The organism is Streptomyces sp. NPDC048734, assembly GCF_043198675.1.
GTDB lineage: Bacteria > Actinomycetota > Actinomycetes > Streptomycetales > Streptomycetaceae > Streptomyces.
Map to the genome: position 1 here is coordinate 706538 of NZ_JBICUZ010000003.1, position 13545 is coordinate 720082.

Annotated in this window: 11 protein-coding genes; 10 read left to right on the plus strand and 1 reads right to left on the minus strand. The window is 70.6% G+C overall.

All coding sequences use genetic code 11. From position 1 onward, the window contains the following. Positions 1 to 148 precede the first annotated feature (148 nt). The 8 genes from ACGFQC_RS12245 (at position 149) to ACGFQC_RS12280 (ending at position 9180) form a co-directional block, all read left to right on the plus strand. Positions 149 to 295: an LxmA leader domain family RiPP gene (locus tag ACGFQC_RS12245; protein ID WP_363090806.1), complete on the plus strand. Its 147-nt coding sequence runs from the start codon at positions 149 to 151 to the stop codon at positions 293 to 295. 153 nt (positions 296 to 448) lie between these two features. After that, entirely contained in the window at positions 449 to 1762 is a 1314-nt protein-coding gene (locus ACGFQC_RS12250; protein ID WP_363090805.1) for a pitrilysin family protein, read from the plus strand. A gap of 142 nt (positions 1763 to 1904) precedes the next feature. Then, entirely contained in the window at positions 1905 to 3119 is a 1215-nt protein-coding gene (locus ACGFQC_RS12255; RefSeq protein ID WP_363090804.1) for an insulinase family protein, read from the plus strand. Further along, positions 3116 to 4186: a class V lanthionine synthetase subunit LxmK gene (gene lxmK, locus ACGFQC_RS12260; RefSeq protein ID WP_363090803.1), complete on the plus strand. Its 1071-nt coding sequence runs from the start codon at positions 3116 to 3118 to the stop codon at positions 4184 to 4186. Before ACGFQC_RS12255 ends, lxmK begins: the two co-directional genes overlap by 4 nt. Positions 4187 to 4244: 58 nt before the next feature. Then, positions 4245 to 5177 carry a T3SS effector HopA1 family protein gene (locus tag ACGFQC_RS12265; protein ID WP_363090802.1) on the plus strand — a complete coding sequence of 311 codons (933 nt, stop codon included), beginning with the start codon at positions 4245 to 4247 and terminating at the stop codon, positions 5175 to 5177. Positions 5178 to 5180: 3 nt separating this feature from the next. Continuing rightward, positions 5181 to 7616 (plus strand): SDR family NAD(P)-dependent oxidoreductase, encoded by a 2436-nt coding sequence (locus tag ACGFQC_RS12270; RefSeq protein WP_363090801.1) that lies wholly within the window; start codon positions 5181 to 5183, stop codon positions 7614 to 7616. Next, positions 7613 to 9040 carry a lysine 2,3-aminomutase gene (locus ACGFQC_RS12275; protein ID WP_363090800.1) on the plus strand — a complete coding sequence of 476 codons (1428 nt, stop codon included), beginning with the start codon at positions 7613 to 7615 and terminating at the stop codon, positions 9038 to 9040. The genes ACGFQC_RS12270 and ACGFQC_RS12275 overlap by 4 nt, the downstream gene beginning before the upstream one ends. 2 nt (positions 9041 to 9042) lie before the next feature. Further along, positions 9043 to 9180, plus strand: coding sequence for a hypothetical protein (locus ACGFQC_RS12280; protein WP_363090799.1), 138 nt, complete (start codon positions 9043 to 9045; stop codon positions 9178 to 9180). A 279-nt stretch (positions 9181 to 9459) separates the two neighbouring features. On the opposite strand, the gene ACGFQC_RS12285 is transcribed toward ACGFQC_RS12280, so the two are convergent. Beyond that, complete coding sequence (locus tag ACGFQC_RS12285) at positions 9460 to 10875, minus strand: hypothetical protein (protein ID WP_363090798.1); 1416 nt, start codon at positions 10873 to 10875, stop codon at positions 9460 to 9462. A 279-nt stretch (positions 10876 to 11154) separates the two neighbouring features. Between ACGFQC_RS12285 and ACGFQC_RS12290 the strand changes: the two genes are divergently transcribed. Both ACGFQC_RS12290 and ACGFQC_RS12295 read left to right on the plus strand, forming a co-directional pair. Then, the gene (locus tag ACGFQC_RS12290) at positions 11155 to 11652 is read left to right on the plus strand and encodes a hypothetical protein (protein WP_363090797.1); all 498 of its coding nucleotides are present in this window, start codon (positions 11155 to 11157) and stop codon (positions 11650 to 11652) included. Between the two features lie 247 nt (positions 11653 to 11899). Next, on the plus strand, positions 11900 to 13540 hold the full coding sequence (locus ACGFQC_RS12295; RefSeq protein WP_363090796.1) for a hypothetical protein: 1641 nt from the start codon (positions 11900 to 11902) through the stop codon (positions 13538 to 13540). Positions 13541 to 13545: the final 5 nt, after the last annotated feature.

Sequence of the window (13545 nt, forward strand, 5' to 3'; positions counted from 1 at the left end):
TGAAAAGGTAGCTCGGAGGTGCGTCGACTTTCTTCAAAAAATGCTTCCGACGGACGGCTGTTCGATGCTAGAAATGTGAACGCAAGCGGCCCTCCGGAACTTTCCGAAGGCCGGTTAATCACCCTTCTGTTGAAGAAAGGGGTGTCCCATGGACGCCGAGAAGCTTTTCGAGGGTTACACCGTCTACACCGACGCCGAGGAGCTGGCCGCCGCCCCCGAGGGCGACGCGCCCGCCACCTCGCCGATCGCCCTCACCGTCACGGTCAGCCTGGCCACCAAGGCCGAGGGCTGCTGACCCGTCGCAAGCGGTAACGCTGCGAGGAAGCTGCAGCGTCGGCGCCGACTGATCCCGTCAAGTTTCGAGTCGGCGCCGGCGCCTCAGCCTCAAGGATAGAGCGGGGCCGCGGCCGTGTGCCGCGGCCCCGGCTCGCTACGGAGAGAACCACCGATGCCGACCCCGCAACGACTGGTCCTCAGCAACGGGCTGAGGGTGCTGCTGGACCCACTGCCCACCGTCCCGGCCGTGGCCGTCAGCGTGCACTACGACGTGGGATTCCGCTCCGAACCAGAGGGTCGCAGCGGCTTCGCCCACCTCTTCGAGCACCTGATGTTCCAGGGCAGCCGGCGCCACCCCAAGATGGCGCACTGGAGGTTCGTGCAGGGGCACGGCGGCATCGTCAACGGCTCGACCCATCAGGACTACACCGAGTACTACCAGCTCCTGCCGCCGCACTGCCTGGACAGCGTTCTGGCCATGGAAGCGGACCGGATGGTCTCTCTCCGTGTCACCGAGGAGAACCTCGACAACCAGCGTGCTGTCGTGAAGGAAGAGATCCGGCTGAACATCCACAACCGCGCCTACGGCGGTTTTCCCTGGATTCCGCTCCCTGGGCTCCTTTACCGTTCATTCGCCAACAGCCACAACGGTTACGGCGCTCTCGCGGATCTCGACGCGGCAACTGTGGCCGACGCCGTCGACTTCTACGGCAGTCACTATTCTCCCGCCAACGCGGTCCTCGCCGTGGCCGGGGCCTTCGATCCCGACGAGGCCGCAGGGCTCGTAAAGCGGCACTTCGGTGACCTGCCCCGGGTCCGCAGGCCCGAACCGGCGCCACTCGACGAGCCCCCTTTGGTACGAACGCTCCACGGACGCCACGACGACCCCCACGCACCGCTGCCGGCCTTGGCCGTCGGTCACCGGCTCCCCGACCCCGCCGCCGACCTGGACGCCTACGTGGCCCACATGGTCCTCTGCGAGACCCTCACCGGCGGGCCCACGTCCGCTCTGCACGCCCGGTTGGTCCGTGACGACCAGCTGGCGGTCCACGTGGCAGCGGGCTGCGGCCTCTTCAACGCCCTGGACGCTCGCCATCCCGACACCCTGGCAGCAGTGATCACCCACCACACGCACGTCGCCCCGGAGACGGTGCTCGCCGCCCTCGACGCGGAACTGTCCCGGCTGTCCGACGAGAGCGAGGTGGAAGCGCACGCGGCCGTGGCGCGTGTCCGGCTCGCGACCAGGACACACCGGCGCAACGCCGACCTTCTGGCACGCGCCCGTGGTGTCGGCGTGTACGAACTGATCCACGGCCGACCGGCACTCATGGACGAACTTCCCGATCGCATCGGCTCGGTCACCTCCCCCGCGATCGCCGCTGCCGCCCGGTCGATGCTCACTTCGTCCCGGGCCGTACTGCACCTCATCCCCGGCAGCACGCCGGCCGGCGCGACCAGGACGGAAGTGGCTCGCCAGGATGCATGAACTCGGAAGCCGTCGGCGCGTCCTCGATGTGATGTTGCCCAGCGGACTGCGACTCGTCGCGGTTCACGACGTCAGTGCCCCCCTGATCGAGCTCCGGCTCCGCATCCCCTGCGCGGACGTCGGCGAGTCCTTCGCCGCCCACATGCACGTCCTCAGTGACGTGCTCCTGCCGCCTGCATCCCTTGCGGAAGCGGCGCGCTCCCCTCACTGGGCGGCGGCCGAACTCGATTCCGCAAGGGACGCCGAATCGCTGGGGGTGTTCGGCTACCTCCCGGCCCAAGCGCTGGATGCCGTGCTGAGGGAGCTCGCCTCCCGCCTGGCCGGGCCACGTTACTCGGATCGTGCGATCGTCGAGGCGCGCACACGTCTGTCGGCGCAGGTCGGCATCCGCCGCGGTGAGGCCCGCTGGACCGCGATGACGGCGCTGCTGCGCCGGCGACATCCCGTGGATGCACTGCCCTGCGACGTGCCTTCCCCCGAGCATCTGACCGGGGTCGAGCCCGCCTGGGTACGTGCGCTGCACGGGAGCAGGCTCTCGCCACGTGGTGCCGTTCTCGTCCTCGTCGGAGACTTCCCGGCAGCCGGGATCGCTCAGCTGGCCGAAGAGGCGCTTGCCGAGTGGCAAGGATGCGAGGCCCCGGCCCACGTGCCCGCCAGCGCGCCCGTGGCACAGCACGAAGTGGTGCTCATCGACCGGCCGCGGTCCGCGCAGGCCGAGATCGTGCTCGTCGGCCCCGCTCTGCACCGCACGCACGAGCGTCGTCCCGCACTGGACGTCGCCAACACCGTCTTCGGCGGAGGCATCGCGTCTCGACTCGGCCTGAACGTGCGGGAGGACAAGGGCTTCGCGTACCTGACCGCCTCGGCCATCGAGGTACTGGCCGGCAGCCCGGCCACGGTCGTCCGGCTCGCCGCGAGCGAGGCGCATGCGGCGGCGGCGCTCGCCGAGACCCGTGGCGAACTGACCGCGATGACCGAGTCGCCGCCGAGTCCCGAGGAGATGGCCGCCGCGAAGCGGCTCCTGGCCGGTCAGGCGAACACGGCGGCAGCGTCACCGTCCTCGCTCGCGACGCTCCTCGTCAACCTGGCGGCCGAGGGTGCCGATCCCTCGTCGTGGCTCGCCGACTACGGCGACAGGCTCGCCGCGGTCCATGCCGACGACGTGGCCACGGCTGCGGCCACCTATTTCGACCCGGGTGCTCTCGACACCGCCGTGGTCGGTGATGCAGAAGCACTGGCCGGGCCGCTCGAAAAGGTTCCCGGCGTACGTGTGCGGCGCTGTGCGGGACTGCACGAGGTGACGGCCTCGGCTGCTCACTCCGCCGCCAGCCGTTCCTTCGAGGAGGCCAGACGATGAGTGCTGACAACCGATACCGGGCTCTCCCCGTCGAACTGGAGTCCGCACCCGCCGTTGCAGGTCTGCTGCAGAGCCTCGGGCTCGGCACGCTCGACGATGCCGGTGTCGTGTCCCACATCGGTCGCAACGACAACTGGGCAGGGACGACAACCAGTGGGGCGCCCGTCTTCATCAAACGGCTGGGAGGGGAGCGCAAGGACGTCCGCCGCCGGTTTGCCGCCATCCGCGCTTTCGAGGAACTGCGGGCAGCCGCGCCCGGAACGGCGCCGAGCAGTCCGCGCTGCCTCGGCTGGAGCGAGGAGGACGCCGTCGTCGTGTTCGAACTGCTTGCGGACTCCCGCAGCGGTGCCGAACTGGCCGATGACGACGCCTTCGACGACAAGCACGCCTACCGGGTGGGCGAGATGCTGGGCGGCCTGCACTCCCTCGACGCCTCGGCAGGAGTGGACTTGGAGGACGCTGCGCCCCCGCTGCCGCCACTGCCGTACTTCGACGCGCTGCCCCTGGAGCGTTACCGGGCGGCGAGCTTCGCCGAGTTGGAGTTGTGGCGGCTGCTCCAGCAGGACGAGGAGCTGGCCGAGGCGGTGCGCCGGCTACGTGCTGACGAGAGTCGCGCACCGGTCTGTCCCATCCACGGCGACTTCCGGCTCGACCAGGTGGTCCTCGCTCACGGCACGCTGCACCTGCTCGACTGGGAGGAGATGCGCAGTGGCGATCCGGCTCGGGACATCGGGGCGTACACGGGTGAGTGGCTCCATCGTGCGATTCGCAAGCTTCCCGGTGCCGACGACAACGACGTGGTGGCGCGCGGGGTCCGGGAACTGACACGTCTGCGCCCCATGGTCGAGCACTTCCGGGAGGGCTACCAGGCCGTCGGCCGCCGGCTCGGCAGGGATCTGGTACTGCGCAGCGTCGGCTTCGCCGGCTGGCACGTGATCGACCGTGTCATGGCGGTGGCCGCTCAACGGCCCAGTCTGTCGCCCGTGGAACGTGCGGCGCTCGGCATCGCACGGACAGTGCTGATCACCCCGGCGGCTGTCACCGCCCTTCTCGGTCTGGAGGACTGACGTGACGACAGCGCCAACGCTGCACCCACGTGTGCGCGCGGCTCTCACCGGCATCGAGGTGGACCCGGAGCGGTGCACGGCCCGTGTCCATGACACGGTTGTCGAGGCTGACACCTTGCCGCGCCTGCGCCAGGCCCTGGGAGACAGGCTGTACGAAGTTCTGCACGCGGGAATGGACCTGGGGCACAAACTGCGTCCGCGGACACTCGGAGACCCGCCCTTCCAACGGCTTCTGGCCGAAGCCGTTCCGCACGGCACGACGGTCCTGGAGATTCCGGCAGACCGGCTCGGCGACCCGACGGGCGACGACGAACGCAGGGCCACCCTCGACGGAGTGCGGGTCCTCGTTCCGGCGGGCGCCGTGGACGAAGAGGCGGTCGCTCCGGATGGGACCGGTGCGGTGCGTGCAGTGCTGCGGCTGCCCGCCGGCCGCCCCTCCCTGTCGCCCGGTTTCTATCTCGTCGACGGTTCCGCCGGGCGACCACGCGGCAGCGACCTCGTCCGTCACTACGTCCACATCCAGGAAGCGGAAGAGGCGCCCGCCGTCTGGAACCGGGTGCTGACGGCGCTGGAAGACAGCGGTGTCAGCTACCGGGCCAAGGTCGCCTCGTCACGGCTGCTCTATTCGCGCCGGGATGCCCTCGTCGTGTACATGGACGCGCACGACGTCCCCCGCGTCGACCTGGCGGCGGTCGCCGACCGTCTGCCTGGGATCGGTGAAGCCACCTCGGTGTTCGCCGCCCGGGTCGCCCCAGGCGTGGCCACGGCCTGCGAGCCGTCCGATCCACGCCCGGGCATGGCCCGCCTCAGTTTCGGGCAACACCGCGCCCGCGCTGTGGCCGACGGCCTGGTCGAACACGCCCAGAACCCCACTGGCGGCACTGCGGAGGAGGCCGTGTGCCGTTGCCTGGCGGCTGCCGGAGCACGGCCGGACGCGCCCTGGCGGAACGCAGAAGGTACTGGCCCGGGCCCGAGCCCAGCACAGGAGTGAAGCATGGCAACAGACACGAACCCCGTCACCACCGGCCACCCGGGGCAGCGCATCGTGCTGATCACCGGTGCCACCTCGGGTCTGGGGCGCCACCTGGCGGAGCGGCTGGCCGCGCGCGGCGACACCGTGCTCGTGCACGGCCGGAACGCGGAGCGGGTGGCCGCACTCGCCGAGCGACTGGCGGCAGTCGGTGCCACAGCCCGTCCCTATGTCGCCGACCTCGCCGACCTCGCGGAGGTCCGGCGGCTCGCGGATGAGGTCCGGTCCGCGGAATCGCGGATCGATGTCCTCATCAACAACGCGGGAGTGGGCCCGGGTCGCGACGGCGCCGGGCGAGAGCTCAGCCGTGACGGCCACGAACTGCGTTTCGCGGTCAACTACCTGGCGCCCGTGCTGCTGAGCCGGCAGCTGCTCCCCCTGCTGCGCCGGTCGTCGGCGGGCCGTGTGGTGAACGTCGGCTCCGCCGCACAGCTCGAGATCGACTTCGACGATCTGGCCCTGGAGCGCTTCTACCACGGCTGGGTTGCCTACGGCCGGTCCAAACTCGCCCTCGCCTCCTTCACCGTGGACCTTGCCGAGGAGCTCACGTCGGAGGGCATCGCCGTCAACTGCGTCCATCCCGCCAACTTCATGCCGACGGCGATGGTGAACGAGCTGGGGGTTGCTGCGGAGTCCACCGTCGAACAGGGCGCCGAGGCCGTGGAGGCCCTGACCCTGGCGACGGCAACCGGCGGATACTACGACGGGACCGCACTGGCCGACGCTCATGAGCACGTGCGGGACACCGGTCGGCGCCGGGCGCTGCGCGAAGCCACCGAGCCGGCTCTGGCGGCATACACGGTCCTGGCCGCGGCCGACGACCTTCCGGAGGCTGCCGAAAGGCCTGGAACGACCACCCACCAGCCGTTCCGTGCCTACGCGGAGAAAATCCTCGATGCCCTCCGCCAGGTGCCCACCCGCGATGTCGTCGTCCACGGCCGGCAGCGCATCAAGGCGTCCGAGCTGCGCGACAGCGTCTACCGCACGGCACGTGCCCTGCGCGCTCTAGGACTGGATCGCGGCCTGACACTGACGCTGCTGGGCGGAAACCTGCCCGAGATCATGATCGTGCGCTATGCCGCCCATCTGGTGGGCTGCCAGGTGAATCACCTCAACAACAACCTGACGGCCGAAGCTCAGGCAGCCATCCTGCGCGACGTCGAAACGCACACGTTGGTCTTCGACCCCCGCTTCTCCGGCCGGGCCGAGGAACTGACCGCACTGCGGCCGGTCGAGCACGTTGTCTCGCTCGGCCCCGGGCGCATGCGGTCGGCAGTCGATCTGCTGGCGATGGCCGCCGGACAGAGCGCGGAAGCCTTCGCGGGCCGGGCCCGGCCGGGCGACGTCTGCGTCTTCAACTACACCGGTGGCACGACCGGGCGCCCCAAGGGCATCGTCGCCACGTACGAGCAGGTCGGCGGGCTGTACACGGACCCGCCCCAGGGGCGTGACGAGGTGCCCCGCGTACTGGTGTGTACGCCGCTCGTGTACTCCGGCGGCATGCTGGCCGACGGGGCCCTGCTCTCCGGGGGGCTTGTCGTGCTGCACGAGGACTTCGACGCCGCCGAAGTGCTCGCCACGATCGAACGTGAGCGCATCGAGTACCTCTTCCTGCTCCCACCGCTGATGTACCAACTGGTGGATCACCCGGACTCGGCGCGCACCGACACGTCCAGCCTGCGGGGCATCGTCTACAGCGGCTGCCGGGCATCGGCCACCCGGCTTGCGGACGTCGTACGCCGTTTCGGCCTCGTCCTCGTCCAGACGTACGGCCAGAACGAGGCCGGCGGCATCAGTGTGCTCACGCCGCAGGACCACGACCTGACGCGCCCGGACCGACTCGCCTCCGCGGGGCGGGTCCTGCCCTGGGTCGAGGTCGCGATCCGGGACGGGGACGGGCGGGACCTGCCGGTGGGCGAGAGCGGTGAGATCTGTGTGCGTGCCCGGACCGTCATGCGGGAGTACCTGAAGCAGCCGGCGGAGACGGCCGAGGTTCTCCGGGACGGCTGGCTGCACACGGGCGACATCGGCTTTCTGAACGGCGAGGGCTATCTGACCGTCGTCGACCGGCTCAGAGACATGATCAATGTCATCAGTGACCACGTGTATCCGGGAGACCTCGAGGAACTGCTGAACTCCCACCCCGGAGTGCGCCAGAGTGCCGTGTTCGGCGTTCTCGACTCCGAGAACGTGGAGCGGGTGCACGCTGTCGTCGTACCCGCAGCGGGCGTGGAGGTCGAAGCCGAGCAGCTGCGGAGGATGGTCCGTGAGGAGTGGGGGGCGGTCTACGAGCCCACCAGCATCACCTTCGCCGACGAGCTGCCCCTCACAGGCGCCGGCAAGCCGGACAAGAACCGCCTTCGCCAGGAGGCCGTACTCCTCCAGAGGGCTGCCACATGACTCTGATGAACACGGACGGTGGTATCGACCTGGCCGGCCCTCGACAGCCGTACGCCTACCGGCGCACCGAGCTCGTCGAACCGGACTGGCGCCGGTTCCCGGGGTGGCGGAACATTACGGCCGAGCAGTGGCAGGACGCCCAGTGGCAACGTGCGCACTGCGTCAAGAACGCGCGCCAGCTTCGCGGCGTCATGGGGGACCTGCTCGACGAACGCTTCTACGAGGACTGGGAGCGGGACCGGTCGGAGCGGGCCACCATGCCTGTCCTGCTGCCGCCGCAGATGCTCAGCACCATGGTTCCGGACGCCCTGCCAGGAGGCCGGGGATCGCTGACCGAAGCCTTCTACGCGGACCCCGTACGCAGGTACATGCTGCCGGTGCTGTCCGACCGGCACCCCCTGTGGCCGTCCCACCCCATGGCCAGCCGTGACTCGCTCCACGAACAGGACATGTGGGTGACCGAGGGCCTCACCCAGCGCTATCCGACGAAGGCGCTGGCGGAACTGCTGGCGACCTGCCCGCAGTACTGCGGGCACTGTACCCGGATGGACCTGGTGGGGACGTCGACGCCTCAGGTGACGAAGACCCGGATGAGCCTGAGGCCGGCCGACCGGGCGGAGGCCATTCTGCGCCACCTGCGCCACTCGCCGTCCATCAGAGACGTCGTGGTGTCTGGCGGTGACGTGGCGAACCTGCCATGGCCGCGCCTGGAGTCGTTCCTCGTCGGGCTCCTGGAGATCGACACCGTCAGGGACATCCGCCTGGCCAGCAAAGCACTTGTCGGTCTGCCGCAGTACTGGGCCTCTGAGGCAGTTCTGGACGGCCTGCACCGGGTGGCCGGGACGGCCGCCGCACGCGGAGTCGCGCTCTCTCTGCACACTCATGCCAATGCGGCGCAACAAGTGACCCCGACGGTCGCAGAGGCGGCGAGGGCGCTGCTGGCCGCGGGACTACGGGACGTCCGCAACCAGGGTGTGCTGATGCGGGGCGTGAACGACGATCCGTGGGCGCTGCTGGACCTGTGTTTCGCGCTGTGCGACCACGCCTCGGTTACGCCGTACTACTTCTACATGTGCGACATGATCCCGAACGCCGAACACTGGCGGCTGCCGGTCAGCCGGGCACAGTCCCTCCAGCACCAGATCATGGGCTATCTCCCGGGGTATTCCACTCCCCGCGTCGTCTGCGACGTTCCCTTCGTGGGCAAGCGCTGGGTCGACCAGTACGACGCCTACGACCTCGAACTGGGCATCACCCACTGGAGCAAGAACTACCTGACTCCGCTGGAGGCGGACGACCCGGGTGCGCTGGATCGCAATCACCAGTACTACGACCCCATCGACACGCTGCCGGAATCGGGCCAGGCATGGTGGCGGGTGAACCGCGATCGAGGCGCGGCTGTTGTTGATGCCAGGAAGGAATGAACATGTCGCGGTTTCTTGGTGTCTGCACCGGTGCTGTCCTCGCAGGAGCCGCCCTGCTGGCCCGTGCCTCGGTGTCGGCGGCTGCGGACGTCTCCAACGCGGGCCTGGCCGACGGACGGTCCGCCGTCGAACATCGCTGACACGAGAGCTTCCGCTGGTCAGCGCCATGTCCTGCGTGAGCGATGCGTGAGCGGACGGTCTGGCACGAGCCGTCACGGAGTGGGACGCCTGCTCCGTAGGGTCCGCTGTGACCTAGTGGTTCCGGACGCTGAAGCAGCGCCCGGAACCACCCATCACGGCCACACCAGGACTTTTGATCCATTGGTTGTGGGTTCGAGTCCCACAGGGCCTACCAGAGAGCCCCCGCACCGGAGTCTTCCGGTGCGGGGGCTCCGGCGTTCCCGGGGGCCGTGGGCCGGTCAGCCGTTGACGACGATCCGGGCCGCGTTGTTGGTCAGGTCGGGGTCGTAGGCGCGGATCGGCGGCTCGTACTGGTCGTTGTCGATGGCGACCGTCGAGGTGGACCGGGTCGCGCTGTCGATGCGGAGGTCGAAGGGGAAGGTGTGGGTGGCGCGCTCGTTCAGGAAGACGGGGGTGGTGCAGCGGTAGCGGGGGGCGCCGAGCTGTTCCTCGACCCAGTCGCCGTCCGCCGTCAGGGCATAGCAGTTGTCGGGACGGGCGGTGACGGTCGTGCCGGCCGGGACGCGGACGTCGACCGTCGCCACGGGCTCGCCGGCGCCGAGTGAGGCGATCCAGGCGGGGCCGCGGTTCCTGACCTTGACGTCGGCCCGTACGGTCTCGCCGACCGCGCCCTCGACCCGGCTGCCGATCAGCCTGAGGTCGGCGGTGTTGGTGGCGTGGACGATGACGGAGCGGTAGTTGTCCTGGGGGTCCAGGTCGGGGACGGCCGCCGTGGCGGTGGCCGTGCGGAGGGACCGTGCGGGGGCCGGGTCCAGCTCGGTGTCCGTGCCCGGGGTCCACGTCCCGCCGGCGCGGGCCGCATCCAGGGCCTCGGCCGAGTAGGGCTCGACGGAGTAGTCGTAGCGGTCGTACAGGGCGTTGCGGCGGGCCTTCAGGGGGTTGGTGAGGGTGAGCGACTCGCCGGGGGCGAGCTTCTCGTCGAGGACGCACAGGGCCTCGGTGCCGACCTCCGTGTCGCGGTACTCGCAGTTCGCGGGCCGCTGGGCGTAGGCGAGGCCGCGGGAGGCGAACAGGTGGAGCAGGACGCCGTCCGCGGTGCGGTTGCCGTTGTTGGAGAGGGTGGCGGGGACGGTGATCCGGGTGCCCGGCGTGACGCCGTCCTGCCGCGGGGACTGGCTGAGGGCGAGGTCGGGGCCGTTGCCCACGGTCACCCGGGTCTCGCCCGGGTAGGACGTCAGGTCGCCGGCGACGGCGGTGTAGCGCAGGGTGCCCACGGCGCCGTCCGGGGCGTCCGGCAGCGCGCTGACCTCGAGTCCGGCGGCGGTCACCACGTCGGTGCCGGTGAGCGTGGGGACGTCGCAGACGGCCGTGACGGCGGTGTCGGGCGCGCAGTTGGCGGGCCAGGTGATCTTCGCGAAGGCCGCCAGCTCGCCGGCGTCCACGGTCAGCCGTCCGGCGCCGACCGGGTTCGCTACGTTGTCGTGGGAGACCTTGAGCGTGACGGTCCGCTCGGGTGCGGAGCCGTCCTCGTGCGTGCCGGGCAGGATCAGTTCGTAGGGGTCGGAGTACGTCCACAGCTGGTCGCTGTCGGCGGCCGCGGGGCCCGCCGTGCCGAGGGTCAGCAGGGCGGAGGCGGCGAGTACGGGTACGAACGCGCGCCGGGTGCGGCGGGCCGTCGTGTACGTGCGTGTCATGCCCAGGCTGACTCACACCGGGGGTGCGGGGTTGTACGGCGGGCGGGGACCGGGCGGGACCGCGTCGGCTCCGCCGGATGCCGATTCCCCGGTCCGGGTTCCCCCGATTTCGTGTGGGGTGGTTCACGCCGGAAATCGGATAGCTGGGTTGGACAGTAATGATCAAGCCATGCGGTAATTGCGGGGCACTCGATCGACCCGGGGGAAACGGGCAGGTCGGAGTGGTTTTCCGATACCGGGAAAACGATTCAAGAATGAACAATACGGGGAGTCAATAGAATGACCAAGGGAATACGCGCGCGTCTGATCTCGGGCGCCGCCGCCGTGTGCGCGGCCGGGGCCCTCGTGCTCACGGCGTCGCCCGCCCACGCCACCTCCGCCTCCACCTCGGTGGGGCTGCCGGGCGGCAACAAGGTCTCGGTCAACGCCTGGCACTGCGGCTTCTACGTGACCGCCTGCGACTGGAAGGCGTCCACCAAGATGTCCGGCACCAACCCGCGCAAGGCCAAGTGGATCCAGAACCGCGCCGAACTCCAGGCCCACGGTGTCAGCGTCTCCCTCACCATCTCCAAGAACCCCGAGGCCACGCTCACGATGAAGAGCCGGTCGCTGGGCGAGGTGCGGTGGAAGAACACCAACGCCAACATCTCCGACACCTACGGCCAGATGCGCCCCGGCGGCGCCACCACGTACGTGTCGACGCGCAGTTGCGGCTCGGCGCAGGTGACGAGCGCCATCAAGGTCAGCGAGAAGTGCGCGTACGCGGGCGCGGCCTGACCGCCCGTCCGGCGCGGGCCGCCTGACGCCCGCGCCATGTGATCCATGAGGGTGCCACATCGCCAGGGCCCGGCGGTGTGGTATTCCCTTCACGTTTTCCGCGCAATTCCGGCACGCGTATTCCGCTGTTTCCTTCGCGTGAATGCGGCAGGGCGCGCAAAGAGAAAAACGACGCACGGGGGCGTTCGTGACATCCATCGGTGGTGAAAGGCGCGGGAGACGGTTCGCCTCCCGTGCGGCGGGGGCGGTGACGTGCGCCGCGCTCCTGGCGTCGTGCACCGTCGCGGACGGCGGTTCCGGGCGGCGGGAACCAGCCGCCGCCCGTCAATTCGACCTGCTGGTCAGTGAGCGGAACGGCTATTACCACCACCCGTTCCTGCGCCAGGAGCCGGCCGGTCCCCAGGCCCAGTCGTACGCCCTGCGGACCCTTGCCGAGCTGGGCCGTGACCCGAGGACCGGCATGGCCGCGCCGCGGGTGGCGTCCTTCCGCCGGGAGGCGCTGCAGGCGTCCCCGCTGTGGGGCCGCGAGTGGCTCGTCCCGCTGTGGCGGACCGGTGCCCGCGAGGCGCTGGGCGTCGGTGACGCGGCCGAGGTGAACCGGCTGCGGACGGCGGGCGGGTGGTACGTCGACCCCGCTCTCGGTGACGACGGGGACCCGGCCCGCCTCGGCGCCACCTGGGCGGCCCTGGAGGTCCTCGACGCCCTCGGGTGCCTGCCGGAGCTGCCCGCGGCGGACCGGGCCGCCACCGTCTCCTGGCTGCGCGCGACGGCCGGTCGGGTGCGCGGCCGCCTCGACCTGGCCGGTGCCCTGGCCCGTTCGCTGCGACTGCTGGGGGAACCCGTCCCCGCCCGGCTCACCGGGATCGCCGCGCCCCGCACCGACGACTTCGCGGACCTCACCCCCGAGGCCAGGGGGGTCCGGCTCGACGACACCTACAGCTGGGTACTGGTCCAGGAGGCCGCCGGGAGGCGGCCCGCCGTCGACCGCCGGGCCTGGGAGCCGGTGCTGCGCGACGGCGCGGCCACCCTCCCCCACGAACAGCTCCACGACCTGGTGCACGTCCTCAGGGCGGCCGGTTCCCCGGCGGCCGTGTTCGACCCGGTGCTGAAGCGGCTGGACGGCGAGCGGCTCGACGACGGCACCGTGCGCGATCCCGGCGCCTACCTCGGCAACCCCGACGCCTCCCTCTTCGTGCAGCGGCTGCGGGCCCTGGCCGGCTGGTCGCGCGAGGACCCCGCACTGCTGACCGCGCTGGAGCGGGAGGAGACGTCCGGCGAAGCGAGCCGGGAAGGTTCCGAACGGCTGAACCGGGCCGCCCTGCGCACGGTCACCGGGGGCGGCGGAGCGGACGGACCGGCGCGCACGCTGTGCGCCGACCCGCGTGTGCTCCCGGCCACCGTGACCGAGCAGAACGCCGGCCAGTGGCAGCGCACCACCTTGACCTGCGCCGACGCCGGCGTCAGCACCGGCGTCCCGGCGATCGGCAGCTGGCCCGCCGACACCCCGGACCGGGTCGTCGCGGCGGCCACGGTCGTCGTGGGCTTCGCCGACAGCGGCCGGCGCGACGCCGTCCCGTCGTGGATCGACGCCGCGACGCTGAAGCGCTGGGCCCTGCACCCGGACCGGTTCACCTCCCTCTACGGCTACACGCTGGTCGTACGGGCGTACGCGCTGCTCGGCGGCCGGCTCGACGCGGCGCTGCGCGAGGCGCTGGGGCGCGGCGTCACGCCGTACGGGGGCTGTCCCGGACTGCCCGGCCTGTACCGGGTCGGCGGCGGGGACGAGGCCTGCGACCTGAAGACCACCTGGGGCGTATGGACGCTCGACCGGCAACTGGACGGCGCCATGGGCTGGTTGCCGGCCGGGGCCACGGAGAACGGAAAGTGAGCGGA